The following is a 21,200-nucleotide window of genomic DNA, read 5'->3' as shown; positions in this document are numbered from 1 at the left end:
CTTTGTCCTCACTCTATAACAAAATAAGCTAACGCTCTTTGATCGGTCAGGACCTAAGGTAGTTAGCTTTTCAATAGACATATGATATGAGCAAACTTTATGATTTCACTTTTATTAAGGTGTACGAATAATAACATGCTCACCAAGCGGTGGTACACTCGTCACAATACTAAAGAAGGTCTTTCCGGGCACAAGCGGCAGTTCCTTTCCTTCTTTCGTCACACGAATAAGATCCCCTGCTTGCTTGGACCATTTCGCGTGAATTACTTTACCTTGCTGAAATAACATCGCATCTCCGCCAGATGTAAGATCGACACTGAGTCTTCCGACATCATCCAGTACTTTATGGGCTGTGGATAATACGATAACATTGGAAGCTGCGAGCCTCTCCCCATTATCGGCATCGATATCCTCTTTTCCCTCTACACTTCTTACATACGTGTTCGTAGACTTATCGTAATCGTAACTCACTTCGTAACTGCTAGTTAAGTAGGTAATATCAAAATGGAGAGCTTCTTCTCCCTCCACCTGCGTTCCTTCTTCTAAATAGCTATATACAGGTGATTTATTCTCTTCCGAATATCCTCGTTTCGCAGCAGCTTCTCTCAGCTGATCCAGCGATGAATACAAATTATGAGGTGCTTTGCGATCACTACTTCGGAAATAGTAGGGACCTGCGTTCGAAATTTCATCCAGATAAGGTTTTCCCTGATTTTGCAAAATAGAATAGGCTGCCTGACTTCCTCCGGCATGAGCAAAAATACTGCCATAGCTTTCTCCAATTTCTATTAGATAAGGGCGAATACTGCGAATAGGACCTACCGTTTCCGTCGTACCCTCACTTTGAAAAATAGCAATCAGCCGGGTGATACCTCCCTCAGCAAGCACTTCATAGATCTGATCAGCATGGCTTAGTCCCGATTGGGGTCTAGCAGCGGGCGCGTTATTAATCATTACCGCAACGGGCCTTTTCTCAGCAGGTTCTTCTACTTTCATCCCCGTTAAAGGAGCCGTATAAGCGTAGTCTTGTTCTTGATTCTCTTGGGGCGAATCTGTTGGATCTGTTGAATCTATTGATTCCGTTGGTGCTTCCATTTCAAGCGCTGAAGGATCCGCAAGTTTTGATGATTCGGCACGGCAGGCTGTCATTAGAAGCACAACCAATAAGAACATCAATAACGCCACAAGTCTCCATTTTTTATGCAAACCGATTTTTCCTCCTCCGTTTGTCCACTCTAATGAACATGGTTATCTCATTTATTTAATCACACCAGTAGGGGTTTTGTCCCTATTTGTTGAAAATTTGGAAATAATGAGAATTGAAAATGGAGTAAATGAATTCTTTTTCTATTTGTGAAAAATATCACAACCATGATGTGGAATTTATTTTAATATAAAGACATCGAAAGAGTGATCACTTTTATAGCAAAAAAATCAGTTCAGCAATAAAGCAACCGCAACTTGGATGCTCGGTAATATTTTAATAAACCATAAAAAATGGATGGAGTGGTTTCTATGTTTACAACATGGATTAGAGAAAATAAAGTAGCAATGTGGTTACTAACTGTACTGCGTATCTATATCGGTTATGATTGGATGACTCACGGATGGGCTAAACTTACCAGCGGCGGTTTTGATGCAAGTGGCTTTATCGGCTATGCGATCACCAATTCGACTGGTGAGGGCGCAACGGTTCAAGGTTGGTGGGGAAGCTTCCTTCAAACTTTTGCTCTACCGAATGTAGGACTGTTCAACGTTCTTGTACCGCTTGGTGAGTTCCTTGTTGGTCTTGGTCTTATCCTTGGATGTTTCACTACTTTCGCCGTACTGATGGCAATGGTCATGAACTTCGCTTTCCTCTTCTCGGGTACAGTAAGCACGAATGCACAGCTGATCTTGCTTCAAATGTTTATCCTGGTTGCTGGATTTAACGCAGGTAAAATCGGTCTTGATAACTGGGTGGTTCCTTACATCCGCGGCCTGTTTGGTAAATTTAGAAATAAAGACAAAGCAGTTCACATAAAAACACAACAAAATTATTAATCAAAATATTACTCGCTTTATTATGAAATTGATTCACTTAAATCATCATATCTTCTATGAACAAGTTCCCTGTAAATGGGAGCTTGTTTTTTTGCCTCTACACACGCTTTGCCTATGTTATAATTTCTGGTAGAGAAAAGTCTATCGTTTCATAATTAACCACCTGGAGGTGTGTGTATATGGCTGTTAATCGCCGCCTGAATACCGATGCTGACTTCGAAGAAGCAATGAACGGCAAGAATCAAATTCGAGTATTTCAAGATAATCATCAGATCAATAACGGAGGACAGATTATTCGGTTTGATCAGAAGACGATCGTGATCCAGTCTAGTGTCAGTGACCTGGCTTATCATGGACGGAACGAATGTGAATTCTTCGAGATCAAAAAGTAATTCTGCTTACATACAAGAAAGGCATCCCCTTTTGATCAGGGATGCCTTGTTTTATTTTATAAAAGATAGACTTACGTTGTTCCAAACTGCCAGCAGTTCAAGCTGAGACTGCCATATTGATAGGTCTGAAATTTCCTCTCGGCCTTCCGATCTGCATCAGCTGCGCCCATTGCATAGAACAAGGGAGCGAAATGCTCTGAAGCATAAGAAGGAACTGCATCCTCCGCATAAGGTGCTTTTCTCTCGTAAGCAAACAGCTCTCTAAGATTCCACTGTTCAAGACGTTCTGCAACCCATTCATCAAATTCCACTGCCCAGCCTTCAGGCTCGTCTTGCTGACTGAGCTTCCTCAAATTATGAACCACCCCTCCGCTGCCAATCAGTAGAATTCCTTCTTCGCGAAGCGGGGCCAGCATACGTCCAATATGATACTGTTCCTCCGAAGAACGCTGTGAATCTACAGATAAGGCGACTACTGGAATGTTCGCTTCCGGGAACATATGACGAAGAATAACCCAAACGCCATGATCGAGTCCTCTGTCTTTAAGTGGTTTCACAGGAAGGTTCGCTTCCTTGAAAATTTCGCATATTCTCCTAGATAATGCAGGATCACCTTGAGCCGGATATTCCAGTTCATACATCTCGCTAGGAAAACCATAAAAATCATGCATCGTGGAATGATGCTCGTCCATCGATACGGTCTGCACCGGCTCATCGAAATGCGCCGAAAAAACGGCAATGCCTTTGGGAAGCGGCATACGGGTACCGAGTTCTCTAAGGAAAGCAGTATACTCGTTATCCTCCACCGCAAGGGTAGGTGAACCGTGAGCTATAAACAATGTAGGTAAGGTCATCGCTGCCAAGCCTCCAGACACAGGTATAATGGTTGCCCCTTTATTTTAACGCTAGAATGTAAGAATTCCAATCATTTTCAGGATTAATTTCATAATTTTTCATTAGATCATCCAGTGTTGCCAGTCCTCATCTATCCGATTCTGTTCAGCAAGCCATGCACGGGTACGTTTGATAAGTTGCTCCCGTTCTGGTCCTGATGAAAATGTATGATTCCCCTGAAAAATAATATCTTTATCACAGCGCCCAGTAGAACGCATCCAAAATATTTTCTGATACAAAAAAGCATAATCGACCGGAATGGTATCATCGCTTGTTCCATGCGCAATAAGTACGTCTCCCGTAAATTTAGCAGCCTCCTGAAACGGCTGAAACTGAGCCAGCGAATTGAAGAACACCGGACTAAAATTATAACCGAGATGATCTGCGCTTCCTTCTTTTACAGACTGATCATATGTACTGCGGCCCGTAATCTTCACGATATCATTGAAAGGATAACCTACTGCAGACCACATGATCAGCCTGTTCACGCGCTTATCTCTCACCGCTGTAAGCAGCGCTGTCGCCCCGCCAAGGCTATGTCCAAGTAGCGTGATTCTCTTAGGATCAACGTCACAGCACTGGATTGCATAGTCTAGAACTGTGCGTGTCTGATTTATCATCGATTCAAGGCCTTCTGCTCCATACTCTCCGCTGCTTTCACCGCAACCAATGTAATCAAAACGGAGCACTAAATATCCATCTTCCGCAAGTTCCCGGCTCGTTTTTACAAAAAGACGATCGACGCCAATCCGGCTGCCTACAAAGCCGTGACATATAACAATAAGCGGTACACGTGAAGGACGTTCTCCTTCTTGCAGTTCAGACACGACAGGATAATGAATTGTCGCAGCAAGTTCTTCCTCACCATGACGAATAACGATTTGTCTTTCCATAAAAACGCCTCCTAAGAATGAAATATATCTATTTATTTAAATCCGATAGGTTTAATATGAATTAAGGTAAAATTAGTGTAGCATCCACCTGCTAAAAAAGTCAATCAAACCTTTTTCTGTATCCATTTTTGCGAATTAAGGTGTCGTCCCGTATAATTTATGAGCAGAGCCTGTACTCCGAAGGAGAGAACACGAATGAAACCGAACAACAAACAAATCATGCTGCTCCGAAATCGCCAGAATACTTTTCTTGGGCAGATGAAGGAAAGAACTTTAGCCTTTTATGAGACTTTCTCTATGAATGTTAGAGACACCCGTATTCCAGCACAGAAGCAGGAAGAATTGCTCCTGGATGCTGCTAAGCGCCTTGTAGAAGCACAAAACAAAGGGGATGCACCTGATTCCATATATGAAGGTAATCCGCTAGGATACATAAAAGAACTAGAACAGAAATACAGACCACAAACCGGTTCGGAGTGGGCTTCACCAAAGGACACGAAGGCCGAAGCTTCATCTTCTGCGACAGAGAGCGAAACCCGAGGAATTTCATTCAATCTACTGATTGCTTGGTCTGCGATATCGATTGTCTTTGTACTCATGGGCTTCATCGGATTAGTAACGGAATGGAGCGGTCAAGATCCGACTCCCTATACCCGAATCAGCTTATTTACTTTAACTCTTATTGCAGGCGGAGCCATTGTATTGATTCAAGTGTTGCTTTCTTTCAACAATGGAACCGATGAGGTTCAATCCTCTGTAAGAAAAAAAGGGTTTCAGCTTACTTCTATGCTCAAATATCTCATCGTCGTTGTAGTGATTCTATTACTAGGATATATGCTTGGAAAAGTCCTTCCCATCATTCAACTCTCTTCTATTACATTTCTCATCATCGGACTTATTGCTTTTATCTTGATCTATCCGATCTTTGTTCGTAAACGGGTAAAATAAAAGAAAAGGCTGTCTAATGTATCGCCAGAAAACGATACGTAGACAGCCTTTTTTATAGGATAAGAATTGGTTATTATTTCATTGCTTCAGACAACTCGGTGAAAATAAACCCGATCGCGTAAGCTCCCGCATCTGGATATCCAATGCTTCGTTCTCCGACCGTCCCTGCTCTTCCCATACGAGCAACGATTTCTTCGGTTTTCTTCGCACCTTCCACCGCAGCTTGTGCAGCTTTTTTAGAAGCAGTCTGCATATCTTCTCCTGCATCTGCACTCTTCTGCCAGGAATCAGCCATAGGTACAAGTGCATCAATGAGTGTCTTGTCACCCACAACTGCTCCGCGTCCAAATGATCTTTCACCTGTATCTTGGATTCCCTTCACTACGGCAGACAACAGATCAGCAACATCCTGTACCCCAAGAACTTCTTTCTCGCCTGCACTTTTACTTGCTGCACGGAAAGCCGATCCCCAGATCGGACCTGAAGCCCCGCCGCATTTCTCCATAATAATGAGAGAACATGCATCAAGGAATTCGGACATGCTGGAACTTTTCTCTAGTACGTGATCCCACTCTTTTTTGAGTTGTTTAAATCCGGTTGCGATACTTGTACCGAAATCACCGTCTCCTGCATGAGAATCGAGATCACAGAACGGTCCCTCATTCTTAATGATGATTTCACTCATCTTGTCGATATAATAGATCAGATTATTGAGAGAGAACTGCTCGTTTTGTACCTTCGAATATTCTTCAGAAGTTTCTACGGTATAAGATGCTTTCTTACCGCCATCTGCTTGAACTTCTTCCACTTGGTCTGTATAGACCACTTCTGTTAGAGGTCCTCTCATCGTAAGCGCCGGTGTCTCACACTCTACAGCAAGCAGATTCTTTAGTTCCTCATCAAGCTGCATCAGTGACAAGGATGCGCCTGCCATATCAATACTTGTCATATAGTCACCAACGAGAACCTTCATCACCTTTTTGCCTCTCGCCTTCATCTCTCTCATGACTGCATTGTTCAGCAAATACAGTTCCTGAAGCGGTGAGCCTCCAAAGCCATTAACGAGAACAGCATACTCATCTTCTCCATTTGGATCCATATGTTTCAGCAAGTCTTCAACCATTCGGCGAGCGAGTTCATCGGCAGGAAGTACTTTTTCACGCCGAATCCCTGGCTCACCATGAATACCCACTCCATATTCAATCTCATCCTCGTTCAATTGGAACGTAGGGCTTCCTTTGGCTGGAACGGTACAAGAAGTCAGGGCAAAACCAATACTTTTCGTACGGTCTGCTGCTTTTTGTGCCGCTTCTTTGACTTCTGTCAGTGATTTGCCCAGTTCTGCTGCAGCTCCCGCAATCTTATGCACAAATACGGTACCTGCAACACCTCGCTTACCTACTGTGTACAGACTGTCTTCCACTGCGATATCATCTTCTACTTTTACGTAGTCAACGGTAATTCCGTCTTCTCGTGCCAGATGGGCAGCATTACGGAAGTTCATGATGTCCCCGCTGTAGTTTTTAATAATAAGTAGCGTACCTTTGTCACTGCGTGACCCACGAAGCGCTTGGTAAACTTGAATCTGAGATGGAGAAGCAAATACGTCTCCACAGACGGCTACATCAAGCATCCCTTTCCCTACAAAACCTGCATGTGCCGGCTCATGACCGCTTCCTCCGCCGCTGATCAGCGTCACTTTGCTAGGGTTAAGTTCTTTTTTCGCAATGATTTTATATCTTGAATCAAATGTAAGTTCTGGATGAGCGAGAATAAGACCGCCAGCCATTTCTCTTACAAGTGTTTCTGGTTTGTTCATTATTTTTTTCATATCGTTCACCCTAACTTTTGTTTATATTCTCGTCCAATTTGGTCAGCAACCATGATGGAAGCAACGACTGCTTCTTCGGTTACCGGGAATGGCATGGAGTGAATCGATTCCTCTGGAATACATGCTTTTCTTGCTACTTCTTTCAGTTCTTCCACTGTAACTGTATCAACGCCGATATCAGCAAGACATACCGGAAGTCCGATGGATACACAGAAAGCAAGAACTTCGTCCAGCTCTTCTTTCGGAGCATTTTCAAGCACCAATTGAGCGATGGTACTGAACGCTACTTTTTCACCGTGGAAATAATGATGTGTGCCTTCAAGTGCAGTAAGTCCATTATGAATCGCATGGGCTGCTGCAAGACCTGCACTTTCAAAACCAAGTCCGGACAGCAAGATGTTCGTCTCTACAATATTCTCAAGCGCTGGAGTCACTAAGTTGCAGTCACATGCAACCTTCGCATTCAGTCCATCTTCGAGCAGTGTTTCATAACATAGTTTTGCAAGCGCAAGTGCTGCTTTTGTACCGACTACTTTCGGTGCACTGCCGTCAAGTACACCACAAGGAAGACCTGCGTTCACACCAGAGTAGGATCTAGCAGTTGCTCTCGCTTCAAAATAAGTAGAAAGAGCATCGCCCATTCCAGAAACTAGGAAACGAGTAGGTGCATTCGCAATAATCGTAGTATCAATCATGACTACACTTGGGCTTTGTTTGAAGTAAGCGTAATCATCAAATGCTCCATCCTCGGTATAAAGTACAGCGGAATGGCTTGTTGGTGCGTCTGTTGCAGCGATCGTTGGTACGATAATGAGTGCTTCACCTTCAGCTACACACTTCGCTGTATCAATGGCTTTCCCTCCGCCAAGGCCAATCGTACAATCACATTTTTTCTCTTCTGCGAGCTTTTGCAGTCTAGCGATCTCCTCGCGGGTACATTCTCCGCCGAATCCACCTTCTACAAAAGTCACGTTAAATTTATCTGAAGTTGTGTTCAGTTGTTCTTTCACACGAGCGATATCATCTGGATGGGCAATCAGTAACGCAGAGTCACCAAATGTCCGAATAAAATATCCTAAATTCAAAAGTTCATTTTCACCTTGTACATATTTCGTTGGACTAATAAAAGCTCTTCTCATCGTTATTACCTCCTAGCAAAATGGTTCTTCTATCTGTTTTCTGTTTCTCTATCTCTATTATATTTTTTACCCAATCTCATTACATTGAACTACGATTACTAATTAAAGCGTTTTCTTATTGTGTTTTTTTGTACTAAACTGTCAAAAATCGTACTTTTATGTACTTCACTTCTGTAAAAAGATATACTTAAAGAAGAATTAGGCATCTAACTTCAATTTTTCACTATAGGAGTACACCACTATGAAACCAGCACACTTCCATCTGAATCAAATCATTGATATTGATAAATGGCACGGGCTCCAAGACTCCCTCTCACTTGTAACGAAAATGGCGATCATTACTGTCGATTACAAAGGTGTCCCTGTGACGAAGCACAGTCATTGCCAGTCCTTCTGCCAAGCTGTGCGTAAAGACGAGATGTTGTCTGAGTACTGCCAGAAATGTGATGCCAGAGGCGGGCTTGAGGCCGTTCGAACAAACAAACCCTACATATATTCCTGTCATTTTAATATCGTGGATATTGCCATTCCGATCCTTGTTGATGGTCAATATGTGGGTGCAATTATGGCAGGACAGATCAAATTGACGGATCAGGAACTATATCTTGAACAGATTGTGAATCGTCCTGAGAATACGGAAAGCCGAGCTAAATTCAAAGTACTTGAAAAAGAATACAACGCACTACCGCAGCTTACTTACGATGAAGTGGCCCAAGCGGCAGAGATGCTGCTTCAGCTTTCTACTTATATTGTCGAGGAGTCCATCCAGAAGAATGCAACCATTGAGATGTATAAAAACGCGCTGTCACAGGACGTGCCGCTTACAATCCCGACTCATCTCCCTTCCGTCACCGCATTTAAAAATATGGAAGCCATGCAGCATGAGCTGGTTAATACGATGATCGACAGAAAGATCAAGAAATTCACTACACATGATTTCCATACAATGAACCCCTTGCTTACCCCAGCATTTGAGTATATTTATCATCACAAAAATGAGAATATCACGCTGCAGCAAATGGCAAAATTATGTCACGTGAGTCCAAGCTATTTTAGCCGGATCTTTACAAAAGAAACGGGAGAGAATTTTTCCGTGTTTGTACCTCGACTGAAAATGGAATGGGCAAAGCAGCTGCTTGAAGAAACCAATCTTCCAATTCATCAAATCAGCGAGGACCTGGGATATACGGATGCGGGATATTTTATTAAAACGTTTAAGAAATTAGAAGGTCTAACCCCAGCGGTGTATCGCAGAATGATTCGGTAATCTCGCGCCCTTATCTACAAACGCAAGGCAAGCATAAAAGCCGGAACCATATATCATGGTCCCGGCTTTCGTTCATCCTTCCCTCTTCAAATTACCTTATTTCTAGTTCCCCTTATCTTCTTTCTTATCTTCTTTCTTATCCTCATTCGGTTCTTTCGGTTCTTCTTTCTTTTCTTCTTTCATTGGTGTTACTTCTTCAAGGACAATGGAATCACTAGCTCGGGATAAGCTATTAATCGTTGCTTTATCTCCATCCGCTACAGATAGAACAAAGAATCGGTAACTAACCCCCGGTTTCAGTGAACTTCCATCTGAATCCAGCGTTGAAGTATCTACAGTGACGACTCCGTTTCCACCCGTTTTATTCACGGATGTGTATTGTGATCTTGGCAGGGCATTCGCTTGATCCAAAGTAAACTGACTAGCTGAAGCTGCTTTAACTGCAATCACTGCATAGAAAGAAAGACCTTTCTCATCCCCTGCTTTATTGAAATTCACTTGTACTGCAGGGTTTCCATTTGGCTTATTCTCTACCTTCGTTATGTTAGCCTGATCTACCTGAACGGAAGGTTGACTCAGTGCAAAATTACTCGATCCATCCGATAAGGCATTCACTGAACGGGTTGAACCATCTGCTAGAGAGAGAACAAACGCTTTATAACTAGTACCGGCAACCAGCTTATTACCGTTAATATCCTTGGTTCCTTCTCCAAGAAGCTTGGAGATATTCGAACCGTTTTTATTTACCGCCGTGTAATTACTTGACGATACACGATTTGCTGCGGAAAGATCAAAGCGGCTTGCTTCATCTGCTCGCACAAGCATGATCAGATAACGGGATATTCCAGTTTCATCTGAAGCTTTTTGGAAAGAGATCGTCACATCACGGCCGTCCCCATTATTTCCTTTGATATTCGCAGATACATTAGAAGCAGGTCTAACACTGCTTGAAGACAGCTGTATCGCTGAAGAGGCAGATGACAATGCACTCAGCTTACTATCCCCGCGGTTACTTACGGCAAGTACGAATACCCGGTAACTTACCCCGCTGCGGATCGCTGATCCATCCGTATCCTTTGCCCCGGATGCGAGTGTAACCTTCAGATTGCCACCCGTTGTATTTACTCTTGTATATCGATCACTACTCATCCCATTTGCTCTAGAAAGGTCGAAGCTTCCTGCATTGCCTGACTTCACTACAAATACACGGTAATGATCTACGCGAGATTCTTCAGATGATTTATTAAATGTAACCTGTAGATCCCGTCCATCTCCGTAATCCTGAATATCACTTACAGCTACGCTAGTCGCTGGCTTCGACACCGAGTTGTTACTTAAGGAGATTGCATTAGAGGAAGAAGATAATAAATTCTCATATCCTCCTTGCTGATTTCCCATCGCTGCTACAAACACACGATAGCTTTCTCCTTCACGAACCGTAATCCCACTTGTATCTTTTAGGCTTTGCGGCAGTGTAATCGTCTGGTTTTTTCCATTCTTCGATATGTCATAGTAACTTCCGGAAGATACTTTATTCGCTTCACTCATGGTAAATGCAGAGCTGTTATTATTGCGGACTACAAACACCCGATAAAAGCCTACTTTGGATTCGTCACCTGTTTTGTTGAATGAAACCTGCAGATCTCGTGCATCTCCGTTATCACTTCGATCGGTTACCGATGTAATGGAAGGAGCAGTCAGTGTACTTCCGTCCAAAGTGAAGCTCGAAGAACCAGAGGACAGTCTATTCTGTTTATCATTCGTATTCGTACTAGTCGAGAGAACAAACAGCGTATATGCAGTTCCATTCTTGATAAGATCCCCTGATACATCGCGTGATGAAGAGGAAAGTGTCGTCGTAATCACGGAACTTCCTGATTTACCGATGACCGTCGAGTAACTGCTCGAAGCACGGTTCGCCGCATTTAGGTCAAAAGATGATGCGTCTTTGGTCTTGACGATAAAGGCACGGTAGCTGTTAATATCCGATGTCGTTCCAGGCTGTTTGAAACTAATCTGAAGATCACGGCCATCTCCGTTATTCGCAACATCTTTGACACGCAGTTCACTTACTGCCTGCACCGCTGGTTTTGCTGTCAGGGTAATTGAATTTCTTGCGGAAGAAAGAAGTGAGGCATAGTCAGCAGCATCGTTTCCAACGGTTAATACATACACTTTGTAAGTTACACCGGATCTAATCTTCTCTCCGCTCACATCCCGTGTGTTCTCTCCTAAAGTGACACTCACATTTCCATTCCTTTTGCTTACTTGAGTATAGTTCGCAGAGGTTATATTCATGGCTGCATTAAGTGTAAAGTTGCCTGCACTCGTATCCTTGACTAACATGACACGATATTCGTATACTCCGCCTTCGTTCTGCGAAGGTGTAAAATCAACTTTTATATCCCGGCCGTCACCATACTGAGTACCTACACTCGTTGTAATGGTAGAGGTAGACAAATCATCGCTCTTTGTGACGATATCCACACGTTTTGCCTGTGAGTTCCAATACACTTCTTCTCCCAATGCTTCCGTTACAAATCGAATGGGAACCATGGTATTCCCCTTAACTACAGAGGCTGGAATATCCAGATAGACCGTATTGCCATTAATAGTAGCCGTCTTTGATCCGATCTTCAGAGATACCGTCTGGTCGCCTTTGGTGGCCGTAACCGTCTTCGACTTATTGTTCCATACGACCTTTGCGTTCAGCCCTTCAAAAATAGACCGAAGTGGAACGAGTACTCTGGCGCCTTTCATAATTGGGGGTTGTGAAGCTGATAATTTCTCGTTATCAATGTAAATCTGTATGGCCGTTGCAGCGTGAGACACGACAGGGGGAACACTTGCTGTAATTAAGGCAGCAATGACTGCTGTGGAGATCCATTTTTTCATTATTATTGTTACCTCCAGTATTTGGATTATTATTAACTTGGTTTAGCTTAGCAATCTTATAACGCAAGTGAATGGGATAAAGTTCCATAAAAGGGACGGAAAACAAAAAATATTTTAATGCATATAAATTGCGATAGGGTAAGAAACACTTCTTCGTTTTCCATTTTATTGATATAATGATACTAATTTCATCTAACGATATTCAGTTTCATTATACGAAACAGGAAGAAGAGTGAAATCCATGAACTATCATTATGTTGGCATTGACCATGTTCAGCTTGCAGGTCCTCCCGGATGCGAGGAAGAAGCTCGTCATTTTTACAGTGAAATCCTTGGATTTACTGAAATCCCTAAACCGGAAGTACTGCAAAAAAGGGGCGGTGTATGGTTTCTTTGTGGAAGTCACGAGGTTCATATCGGCGTGCAGGCTGATTTTTCTCCAGCTACAAAGGCTCATCCTGCTTTTGATGTAAAACAGCTAGAAGCATTGCGCAGCTACTTAGTAGATCAAGGAATTCCGATCATCGCAGATGATGCCCGCCAAGAGGAAGGTGTCGTTCGGTTTTATCTTCAAGATCCTTTTGGAAATCGCCTGGAGTTTATGGAACGAAGCAATCATAAATAATCGATTTTTACGGACTTTAGCAAAATAAACAAAACCCCCGCGAACCTTTCTTCACGGGGGTTTGTCGATCATTATATTCACTTTTTAGTTCCAGCATCTTAAAAAATTTGAATCCATCCATTACTTATGGGTTTTTCACAAAATGATCAAATCAGTAGATTAAATAAGTTTTGGTCTTTGTTGAGCTCCGTATACTGGATGTTTTTCGCCTTCATTCGTTCAACCAGCGGCTCGTAATCCTCTTTATTGAGTAACTCTATACCGACAAGGGCAGGACCATTTTCTTTATTCGTTTTCTTCGTATATTCAAATCTTGCGATATCATCATCTGGACCAAGTACATCCGAGAGAAATTCACGAAGGGCACCTGCACGCTGTGGGAAATTAATCATGAAATAATGTTTGAGTCCTTCATAGATAAGCGAACGTTCCTTAATCTCCTGCATCCGGTCAATATCGTTGTTCCCGCCGCTAATAATACATACGACTTTTTTACCTTTGATCTTATCTTTATACTGTTCCAGTGCAGCTACGGCCAGAGAGCCCGCAGGTTCGACTACAATTGCATTCTCGTTATACAGTTCCAAGATGGTGGTACAAGCTTTTCCTTCCGGAACCTTAACTACATCATCCAAAGTTCGGGTACAGATATCATAAGTTAGATCTCCTACTCTCTTCACCGCTGCCCCATCGACAAACTTATCAATCTTTTGAAGCGTAACCACCTGTTTCTGATCCATCGCCTCTGTCATGGATGCTGCGCCTAAAGGCTCCACCCCAATTACCCGTGTCTGTGGATGCACTGTTTTAACATAGGTTCCCACTCCAGCAGCAAGACCGCCTCCGCCAATCGTCACAAATACATAATCAGCAGGACCATCAAGATCCTCCATGACTTCCATCCCAATTGTCCCGTTCCCTGCAATAATCTTCGGCTGATCAAATGGATGAATGAACGTAAGTTCCTGCTCATCTCTTACTCGCATAGCCGCTTCATAGGAATCATCATACGTATCCCCCGTAAGGACAACTTCAATGTTACTGCCGCCAAAACGTTTCACTTGCTTAACCTTCTGATTTGGAGTTGTGCTTGGCATAAAGATTTTACCCTGAATCCCAAGGGCATTACATGAAAAAGCAACCCCTTGTGCATGATTTCCTGCACTCGCACAAACAATGCCTCGCTCACGCTCTTCAGCGGATAAGTTTCGGATCATATTATAGGCACCGCGGATTTTAAAAGAACGAACGACTTGCAGATCTTCTCTTTTCAGATAGACTTCACAATTGTACTTTGCAGATAGTACAGCATCACGCTGGAGCGGCGTTCTTACAATGACCTCTCTCAGTACATGGTGTGCTCTAACGATATCTTCCATTCCCACTACAGGGACAGTGCCATGATTAGGTGTCTCCACTGATTTCATTTTCTCCCACACTCCGCTTGATTTGGTCAGCTTTACATTCGCTGCACATATTTTCTATTTTATGTATTGTACCATCTTTGGACGGACGAAGGACGGTTCGTTTTGCGGATTTTCCTGAATTTTCTTGAAAAATTTACTTTTCTTTCAGGTTACATTTTGCATATCACTGCAAACCTATGTTTAAATAAAAGCAGTGTTTGAAAGAGGAGGACCCTAACCAATGTCGATTAACTACGAACAAGACTTACTGCCTATTGGCTCTGTTGTACGCATCAAAGAGTGGAAACAGAAGCTGATGATTTATGGCCGTTTGCAAAATGATACGGAATCTCAAAATACATGGGATTATGTTGCATGCTACTATCCTCACGGAAATCTGACGGAAGATTCCAACGCATTCTTTAATCATGAAGATATTAAAGACGTTATTTTCAAAGGATTCGAGGATCATGAGGAAGTTGCTTTCCGCAAGATTCTTGCTGAAGCGATTAAAGAAGCAGAGTAATTCAAAACTGCGACTGTGACTGCAACTAGCAGAGGAGAAAGAAAACCCAAAGGTGTTCCCCTCGTATAGAGAGAATCCCTTTGGGTTTTTGAATGTTACTTGAATCAAATTTATAATTCATTACATTTGAGGCTATATTTTAGACAACATTTTAGACAAACGAAACCGTTACGTTCTATATTTACTTTTGTTTAGACAACGAAAGGTATCATGAATATGATTCACTTATTTATTTACTTACTTACTTATTCATTATGTTACTAGTAAGTGTCCTTCTAATTTTCTTATCGGATCATACGTCTTAAGAAATGATGTTTTGCTTAAACCATGTAGCTGCCGCTACAACTTCTGTACGACTCAGCTGATGGCCATTATTTTCCCAGTGTAACTGTACGCTTGCTCCAGCCCCTTCAAGAAGTTGCTGAAGATCTTCGGATTCTTGAGGTGCGCACATCGGATCGTTTTTGCCGGCAGCGATAAAAACAGGAACTCCAGATAAATCAGGCAAGTCTTTGTCACGTAAAGGAACCATAGGATGATGTAGAATTGCTCCCTTTAAAGAGTCGGCATAGTGGAATAGGAGACTTCCCGCAATATTAGCACCGTTTGAATAACCGATCGCTACTACGTTGCTTCGGTCAAAGTTATAAGTCTTAGCTGCTTCATCCAAGAACTCGTGCAGTTCTTTTGTGCGGAAAATCAGGTCTTCTACATCAAACACCCCTTCTGCCAAGCGGCGGAAGAATCGGGACATTCCGTGTTCACTTACATTTCCACGAACCCCTAAAATATTTGAATATGGAGATACCATCTCTGCAAGAGGAATTAAATCGCTTTCCGTTCCGCCTGTGCCATGAAGCACTAATATAGTAGGCAATTCTGGATTTGTCCCTTTATGGAATACATGTTTCATCGTCATATTTTCGCTCTCCTTTTATTTCATATCACTCTACCTTAGTCAATCGAATCGTTATCAGTTCTATTACCCACTTTTCTCATTCTCTGAGCGTTCTCGCTTAATTATCTTAAATTTAAGATAATCTCTTTGAATTCATCATACTTCTTTTTCATCCGCAGTTCAAGAGTAGATCTGATTTCCTCTTGATTAAAAGAAAAACAGATCAAACCGAGCGTTCCTACTCTGATTTGATCTGCTTGTGCTTGATCTATTTGTTTTTGATCTTTAGTTTTTGATCTGTTGCTATTTGTATGCGGGAGCTATATTTTCACATTACACTAAAGCTTTTGCTGCAATATCAGAGCGTTGGTGTTTACCTTCGAAAGTGATCTGTTTTGTAGCCGTATAAGCGTTATTTCTTGCTTCTTCGATGGATGTTCCTCTTCCGACGACGCCAAGTACACGTCCTCCGCTTGTTACATATTCACCTGCATCATTTTTCGCTGTCCCTGCATGAAATACGAGAGCATCCCCTGCTTGTTCAAGTCCAGAGATGACAATCCCCTTCGGATAAGAAGCAGGATATCCGCCAGAAGCGAGAATTACGCATACAGCTGCTTCGTCACTCCACTGAATGTCGATGTCAGCAAGTGTACCGTTCACGGCAGCCAGGAAAATATCAAGCAAGTCTGTTCTTAGTCTTGGCAGAACAACCTGCGTCTCAGGATCACCAAAACGAGCATTGAATTCTACGGTCTTCGGTGTACCGTCTGGTGAGATCATGAGCCCTGCAAAAAGAACCCCGCGGAATGGACGACCTTCGGATACCATCGCTTTTGCTGTTGGAACAACAATGGTTTCTATGGCTTTATCAATAATCGCCTGATCGATATGCGGCAGTGGAGAATACGTCCCCATCCCGCCAGTATTTGGACCTTTATCCCCATCGTATACCGGTTTGTGGTCTTGTGCTGCTGGCATACATCTTACGGTTTCTCCATCGACAAATGCCAGAATCGACATTTCCTGACCTTCCAGGAACTCCTCGATTACGACATTTGTACCTGCTTCACCAAATGTCTTTTCTACCATCATAAGGTGAAGTGCTGTTTCTGCCTCTTCACGAGTGTATGCTACGGTTACTCCTTTACCAGCAGCAAGTCCATCAGCTTTGATGACGATCGGAACCGGGCGAGAACGAAGATAATCGAGTGCCGCCTCATAGTTATCAAATTTCTCGTAAGCTGCGGTTGGGATGTTATATTTCCGAAGCAGATCTTTCATAAATGCCTTACTTCCTTCAATCTCCGCTGCATTTTTTCGTGGTCCAAAGACCGGAATGTTCTTCGCTTCAAACACATCGACAATTCCATCTGCTAATGGATCATCGGGGCCAACGACAACAAGTCCCACTTCTTTTTGGATTGCAAAATCAGCTAGTTTTTCAAATTCATGTACACCAATCGGCACACACTGTGCAATTTGGCTGATTCCTGCATTTCCGGGAGCACAGTAAATGGTATTTACCTTTTCACTTTTTGATAGAGACCATACGATCGCATGCTCGCGTCCGCCAGCACCAATAACGAGAATATCCATAAGTTCCTCCTTAAGTATGTACCTTTGAATAATAATAAAGGCTGAGAGGCCAAGCTCTCCGCTTTGCACTCCCAGCCTCAGGAAAGATAAGATAACGCTCTGCTGAAGAATTAATTTCATAAAACCTTATTATGAATTTATGAAATTGATGCTGTTCCGTTCAAAAACCCCTTTTTGATCGTGTGCAGATCACGCTCGAATCTGAATCCATTTTAGGTAATATATCTTTAATATGATGAAATGAAAATATCCTTGTACCTTATTTCCGGGAAATTAATGTTTGAAATGTCGTACTCCTGTGAAGACCATGGCAATTCCGTTCTCATTTGCTGCCTTAATGGACTCTTCATCCTTAATGGAACCGCCTGGCTGAATAATCGCAGTAATGCCGTGTTTAGCCGCAAGCTCTACCGTATCGCCCAATGGGAAAAATGCATCCGAAGCCAGTATAGCTCCTTTTGCTTTATCTGCCGCTTGTTCAAGTGCAATTTTCGCTGCACCTACACGGTTCATCTGTCCTGCACCTACACCTACTGTCATATTATCCGAAGCGAGCACAATCGCATTGGATTTCACATGCTTAACTACTTTCCATCCAAACAGAAGTTGTTTCAGTTCCTCTTCAGAAGGAGCCCGGTCGGTTACGACCTGCAGATCATCTACATCCACGGAGTGTACGTCACTTTGCTGAACGACCATACCACCGTCGATACTCGTTACAACAAACTGACTCGTACGTTCTTTAGCAGAAGAAAGTTCGCCCATTTTGAGCAGACGAATATTTTTCTTCTTGGTGAGAATTTCGAGTGCTTCTTCTGTGAAATCAGGAGCAAGCACAATCTCGAGGAAGATTTCGCTAAGTTTTGCCGCTGTATCCGCATCAATGATTCGGTTGGCTGCAACAATACCGCCGAAAATCGAAGTCGGATCCGCTGAGTAAGCTTTCATGTAAGCTTGATAAATGCTTTCACCTGTACCTACTCCGCAAGGATTCATATGTTTAACCGCCACGACAGCCGGCTCTTCGAATTCTTTTACAATTTGGAGTGCAGCGTTAGCATCATTAATATTGTTATAGGAAAGCTCTTTACCATGAAGTTGCTCTGCTGTTGTCAGCGTGCCCTGCGGCGCAAGAGGCTTGCGGTAAAATGCAGCTTGCTGGTGAGGATTTTCTCCATAACGAAGGTCCTGAATCTTCTCGTAAGTAACCGTATACCGCTCAGGAAGCGGATCCCCGTTCACATTGGACAAGTAATCGGAAATAAGTGCATCGTAAGATGCCGTATGACGGAATACTTTTGCCGCAAGCTGTTTACGAGTCTCAAGGGTTGTATCTCCTTGTTCACGTACCTCAGCAAGTACCTGACTGTAGTCATTCGCATCTACAACAACACTAACAAAAGCATGGTTTTTCGCAGCAGAACGGAGCATGGTTGGCCCGCCAATATCTATATTTTCGATTGCATCCTCGTAAGAAACATCCGGTTTAGCAATTGTTTCTTGGAAAGGATAGAGATTTACAACAACCAGATCGATGTAATCAAGACCGAGATCCTTCATTTGCTTTTGATGCTCTTCATTGTCTCTAACTGCGAGAAGCCCGCTGTGTACGGCAGGGTGAAGTGTTTTTACACGTCCATCCATAATCTCAGGGAATCCCGTTACGTCGGAAATACCGATGACTGGAATACCTTCTTTCGACAACAGGCTGCTGGTGCCGCCTGTCGAGATAATTTCGACCCCTAAATTAGACAACTCGCGGCAAAAATCCACGATGCCTGTTTTATCTGATACGCTAACGAGTGCTCTTTTTATACTCACGATGAAGCTCCTCCTCTTGTGTGTCACCACATAGAATCAATAGTTAAAGACTAATTTCCGAAACACGTCTAATTGGAACGATCAAATAAAGATAATACCGATTTCTTACGCCTAATGAACAACGTCGAAACTACGTTTATTTCCCGAGAAATATCACATCATGCCGTATCCGTTTTACTAGCCCCGCACAAAATGTTGGAATGTCTCCACTATGGTGCAGTTTGAGTATTTTCCTGGCATTCTTTCGCACCAATCGTAACTTTACGTCCATCCAGTTTCACAAGACCTTTTGCAAACCAGGAAACAACCTCTGGATATAACTGTTGCTCCAGTGCATGAATGGATTCCCCTAACGATTCCGCGGTATCTTCCGCTGAAACTTCTACTGCACGCTGTGCAATAATAGGCCCCGTATCCATTCCGCCATCAACAAAATGTACCGTTATTCCCGTAAGAGTTACCCCGTAATCCAAAGCTTGTCCAATTGCATTTTTACCTGGAAAAGCTGGTAACAGAGAAGGATGAATGTTGATGAGTCTTCCCGCATACCCCTCGACAATCACAGGAGTCAGTAGTCTCATATAACCTGCAAGCACAACAAGATCGATTTTAAGTGCATTCAGTTTTTCGACGATTTCCTGTTCATATGCTTCACGTGAAGGATAATCTTTCGGCTGAAACAGATGGCAGTGAATCCCGGCAGCCTGTGCTTTTTGGACAACAAGAGCTTGCGGTTTATCACTGACAAGAAGCTCGATCGAACCTTCTATTTTTCCATTAGATGCAGCTTCTACTAAGGACTGAAAATTACTTCCTTGCCCAGAAGCGAATACGGCAATACGAAAACCGGACATTATACATCCGCTCCAGTAAAGGTTACCACTTGGTTTCCTTCCGTTACTCGGCCGATGGTGTAGGCTTCCTCTCCATTTGCACGCAGTGATTCGATTGTTTTTTCTGCATCTGCTTCACTTACTACAATCACCATGCCAACCCCCATATTGAAGGTAGTGAACATGTCTTTGTTAGAAATACTTCCTTTTTGCTGCATCAGTTTAAAGATTGGTAGAATCGGCCATGAGCCATAGTTAATCTCTACATTCACGTTTGCTGGAAGCATCCGCGGAATATTTTCGATAAATCCACCGCCGGTAATATGAGCCATTCCTTTTACTTTCACTTCATCCAGGAGTGCCAAGATTGGCTTTACATAGACTTTCGTTGGCTTCAAGAGCTCATCCCCAAGCTTACCGCCCAGTTCTGCAACCTCATCATGAAGACTATAGCCGGCTTGCTCCAGAAGCAGCTTACGCACTAGAGAGAATCCGTTACTATGAACTCCGCTAGAAGCAACCCCGATCACGGTATCTCCAGGTGTAATGGTACTTCCGTTAATGATTTTAGCTTTATCTACGATACCCACCGTGAAACCAGCTATATCATATTCACCATCACTGTACATACCTGGCATTTCAGCCGTCTCGCCGCCGATCAGTGCTGCGCCTGATTGATGACAACCTTCTGCAATACCTGCTACGATGGCTTCAATTTTATCTGGAACGACTTTGTCACAAGCAAGGTAATCAAGGAAGAAAAGAGGCTCCGCGCCTTGAACGACAATATCATTCACACACATCGCCACTGCATCAATACCAATGGTGTCATGACGATCCATGGCGAATGCAATTTTGAGCTTCGTTCCCACACCGTCTGTACCGGATACCAGTACTGGCTCATCATATTTGTCTTTATTCAAACCAAACAAAGCGCCAAATCCACCGAGATCTGTCATTACTTCTGGACGGAATGTACGCTTCACATGTTTTTTCATCTTTTCTACCGCTTCGTTGCCTGCCGCGATATCAACGCCGGCATTCTTGTAGGCTTCTGACAAATTGGACACCATCCTTAAGGGGAAAATCACCCACCTAAATCCTCCCTGACAAGGAGGACCCCAGAGGGGCAGCGCCCCTCTGGACACCCGCAAATTTGCTAGCGGACCGGAGTTTTGGGTGTTCTTGCT

Annotated in this window: 18 protein-coding genes; 6 read left to right on the top strand and 12 right to left on the bottom strand. The window is 43.1% G+C overall.

Translation table 11 applies throughout. The annotated features are described in order from the left end of the window. Positions 1-114 precede the first annotated feature (114 nt). Complete coding sequence (locus H9647_RS18600) at positions 115-1,206, bottom strand: DUF3048 domain-containing protein (protein ID WP_225229404.1); 1,092 nt, start codon at positions 1,204-1,206, stop codon at positions 115-117. A 309-nt stretch (positions 1,207-1,515) separates the two neighbouring features. On the opposite strand from H9647_RS18600, the gene H9647_RS18595 reads away from it, so the two are divergent. Together H9647_RS18595 and H9647_RS18590 are read left to right on the top strand one after the other, a co-directional pair. Continuing rightward, complete coding sequence (locus tag H9647_RS18595) at positions 1,516-2,043, top strand: DoxX family protein (protein WP_191802776.1); 528 nt, start codon at positions 1,516-1,518, stop codon at positions 2,041-2,043. 179 nt (positions 2,044-2,222) lie between these two features. Next, entirely contained in the window at positions 2,223-2,435 is a 213-nt protein-coding gene (locus H9647_RS18590) for a hypothetical protein (RefSeq protein WP_191802775.1), read from the top strand. Positions 2,436-2,506: 71 nt separating this feature from the next. Here H9647_RS18590 and H9647_RS18585 read toward each other — a convergent pair whose 3' ends face one another. Together H9647_RS18585 and H9647_RS18580 are read right to left on the bottom strand one after the other, a co-directional pair. Beyond that, complete coding sequence (locus tag H9647_RS18585) at positions 2,507-3,289, bottom strand: DODA-type extradiol aromatic ring-opening family dioxygenase (RefSeq protein ID WP_191802773.1); 783 nt, start codon at positions 3,287-3,289, stop codon at positions 2,507-2,509. Positions 3,290-3,391: 102 nt separating this feature from the next. Continuing rightward, positions 3,392-4,222, bottom strand: coding sequence for an alpha/beta hydrolase family protein (locus tag H9647_RS18580; RefSeq protein WP_191802771.1), 831 nt, complete (start codon positions 4,220-4,222; stop codon positions 3,392-3,394). 195 nt (positions 4,223-4,417) lie between these two features. On the opposite strand from H9647_RS18580, the gene H9647_RS18575 reads away from it, so the two are divergent. Continuing rightward, positions 4,418-5,170 carry a DUF1129 family protein gene (locus H9647_RS18575; protein WP_191802769.1) on the top strand — a complete coding sequence of 251 codons (753 nt, stop codon included), beginning with the start codon at positions 4,418-4,420 and terminating at the stop codon, positions 5,168-5,170. Positions 5,171-5,243: 73 nt separating this feature from the next. On the opposite strand, the gene dhaK is transcribed toward H9647_RS18575, so the two are convergent. After that, positions 5,244-7,001 carry a dihydroxyacetone kinase subunit DhaK gene (gene dhaK / locus H9647_RS18570; RefSeq protein ID WP_191802767.1) on the bottom strand — a complete coding sequence of 586 codons (1,758 nt, stop codon included), beginning with the start codon at positions 6,999-7,001 and terminating at the stop codon, positions 5,244-5,246. Positions 7,002-7,006: 5 nt separating this feature from the next. Next, the gene (locus tag H9647_RS18565) at positions 7,007-8,140 is read right to left on the bottom strand and encodes a glycerol dehydrogenase (RefSeq protein WP_191802765.1); all 1,134 of its coding nucleotides are present in this window, start codon (positions 8,138-8,140) and stop codon (positions 7,007-7,009) included. A gap of 241 nt (positions 8,141-8,381) precedes the next feature. Here H9647_RS18565 and H9647_RS18560 point away from each other — a divergent pair, with 241 nt between their 5' ends. Continuing rightward, entirely contained in the window at positions 8,382-9,407 is a 1,026-nt protein-coding gene (locus H9647_RS18560) for a PocR ligand-binding domain-containing protein (RefSeq protein WP_191802763.1), read from the top strand. Between the two features lie 102 nt (positions 9,408-9,509). Here H9647_RS18560 and H9647_RS18555 read toward each other — a convergent pair whose 3' ends face one another. Further along, complete coding sequence (locus tag H9647_RS18555) at positions 9,510-12,302, bottom strand: stalk domain-containing protein (protein WP_191802761.1); 2,793 nt, start codon at positions 12,300-12,302, stop codon at positions 9,510-9,512. Positions 12,303-12,543: 241 nt separating this feature from the next. On the opposite strand from H9647_RS18555, the gene H9647_RS18550 reads away from it, so the two are divergent. Further along, complete coding sequence (locus H9647_RS18550; RefSeq protein WP_191802759.1) at positions 12,544-12,927, top strand: VOC family protein; 384 nt, start codon at positions 12,544-12,546, stop codon at positions 12,925-12,927. 146 nt (positions 12,928-13,073) lie between these two features. Here H9647_RS18550 and ilvA read toward each other — a convergent pair whose 3' ends face one another. Beyond that, the gene (gene ilvA, locus H9647_RS18545) at positions 13,074-14,354 is read right to left on the bottom strand and encodes a threonine ammonia-lyase IlvA (protein WP_191802758.1); all 1,281 of its coding nucleotides are present in this window, start codon (positions 14,352-14,354) and stop codon (positions 13,074-13,076) included. Between the two features lie 220 nt (positions 14,355-14,574). Here ilvA and H9647_RS18540 point away from each other — a divergent pair, with 220 nt between their 5' ends. Further along, on the top strand, positions 14,575-14,859 hold the full coding sequence (locus tag H9647_RS18540) for a DUF4176 domain-containing protein (RefSeq protein WP_191802756.1): 285 nt from the start codon (positions 14,575-14,577) through the stop codon (positions 14,857-14,859). Between the two features lie 301 nt (positions 14,860-15,160). On the opposite strand, the gene H9647_RS18535 is transcribed toward H9647_RS18540, so the two are convergent. From H9647_RS18535 to purM, 5 genes are all read right to left on the bottom strand, one after another. Next, positions 15,161-15,772, bottom strand: a complete 612-nt coding sequence (locus H9647_RS18535; RefSeq protein ID WP_191803076.1) for an alpha/beta hydrolase — start codon at positions 15,770-15,772, stop codon at positions 15,161-15,163. A gap of 318 nt (positions 15,773-16,090) precedes the next feature. Next, positions 16,091-17,356: a phosphoribosylamine--glycine ligase gene (purD, locus tag H9647_RS18530; RefSeq protein ID WP_191803074.1), complete on the bottom strand. Its 1,266-nt coding sequence runs from the start codon at positions 17,354-17,356 to the stop codon at positions 16,091-16,093. Positions 17,357-17,629: 273 nt separating this feature from the next. Further along, complete coding sequence (purH, locus tag H9647_RS18525) at positions 17,630-19,177, bottom strand: bifunctional phosphoribosylaminoimidazolecarboxamide formyltransferase/IMP cyclohydrolase (RefSeq protein WP_191802754.1); 1,548 nt, start codon at positions 19,175-19,177, stop codon at positions 17,630-17,632. A 209-nt stretch (positions 19,178-19,386) separates the two neighbouring features. Further along, positions 19,387-20,031 (bottom strand): phosphoribosylglycinamide formyltransferase, encoded by a 645-nt coding sequence (gene purN, locus H9647_RS18520; protein WP_191802752.1) that lies wholly within the window; start codon positions 20,029-20,031, stop codon positions 19,387-19,389. Further along, positions 20,031-21,071 (bottom strand): phosphoribosylformylglycinamidine cyclo-ligase, encoded by a 1,041-nt coding sequence (purM, locus tag H9647_RS18515; RefSeq protein ID WP_191802750.1) that lies wholly within the window; start codon positions 21,069-21,071, stop codon positions 20,031-20,033. The genes purN and purM overlap by 1 nt, the downstream gene beginning before the upstream one ends. Between the last annotated feature and the right edge of the window lie 129 nt (positions 21,072-21,200).

Source organism: Paenibacillus gallinarum, assembly GCF_014836635.1.
Taxonomy (GTDB): domain Bacteria; phylum Bacillota; class Bacilli; order Paenibacillales; family Paenibacillaceae; genus Paenibacillus; species Paenibacillus gallinarum.
The sequence above is the reverse complement of the archived record's forward strand: the minus strand, read 5'-3'. Positions and strand labels throughout refer to the sequence as shown.

What these genes read in the sequence shown, in the direction of transcription:
- ilvA (WP_191802758.1), bottom strand. Translation starts at nt 14,354, where the DNA reads ATGAAATCAGTGGAGACACCTAATCATGGCACTGTCCCTGTAGTGGGA.
- H9647_RS18565 (WP_191802765.1), bottom strand. Translation starts at nt 8,140, where the DNA reads ATGAGAAGAGCTTTTATTAGTCCAACGAAATATGTACAAGGTGAAAAT.
- H9647_RS18540 (WP_191802756.1), top strand. Translation starts at nt 14,575, where the DNA reads ATGTCGATTAACTACGAACAAGACTTACTGCCTATTGGCTCTGTTGTA.
- H9647_RS18560 (WP_191802763.1), top strand. Translation starts at nt 8,382, where the DNA reads ATGAAACCAGCACACTTCCATCTGAATCAAATCATTGATATTGATAAA.
- H9647_RS18535 (WP_191803076.1), bottom strand. Translation starts at nt 15,772, where the DNA reads ATGAAACATGTATTCCATAAAGGGACAAATCCAGAATTGCCTACTATA.
- H9647_RS18550 (WP_191802759.1), top strand. Translation starts at nt 12,544, where the DNA reads ATGAACTATCATTATGTTGGCATTGACCATGTTCAGCTTGCAGGTCCT.
- H9647_RS18580 (WP_191802771.1), bottom strand. Translation starts at nt 4,222, where the DNA reads ATGGAAAGACAAATCGTTATTCGTCATGGTGAGGAAGAACTTGCTGCG.
- H9647_RS18595 (WP_191802776.1), top strand. Translation starts at nt 1,516, where the DNA reads ATGTTTACAACATGGATTAGAGAAAATAAAGTAGCAATGTGGTTACTA.
- dhaK (WP_191802767.1), bottom strand. Translation starts at nt 7,001, where the DNA reads ATGAAAAAAATAATGAACAAACCAGAAACACTTGTAAGAGAAATGGCT.
- purD (WP_191803074.1), bottom strand. Translation starts at nt 17,356, where the DNA reads ATGGATATTCTCGTTATTGGTGCTGGCGGACGCGAGCATGCGATCGTA.
- purN (WP_191802752.1), bottom strand. Translation starts at nt 20,031, where the DNA reads ATGTCCGGTTTTCGTATTGCCGTATTCGCTTCTGGGCAAGGAAGTAAT.
- H9647_RS18585 (WP_191802773.1), bottom strand. Translation starts at nt 3,289, where the DNA reads ATGACCTTACCTACATTGTTTATAGCTCACGGTTCACCTACCCTTGCG.
- H9647_RS18555 (WP_191802761.1), bottom strand. Translation starts at nt 12,302, where the DNA reads ATGAAAAAATGGATCTCCACAGCAGTCATTGCTGCCTTAATTACAGCA.
- H9647_RS18590 (WP_191802775.1), top strand. Translation starts at nt 2,223, where the DNA reads ATGGCTGTTAATCGCCGCCTGAATACCGATGCTGACTTCGAAGAAGCA.
- H9647_RS18575 (WP_191802769.1), top strand. Translation starts at nt 4,418, where the DNA reads ATGAAACCGAACAACAAACAAATCATGCTGCTCCGAAATCGCCAGAAT.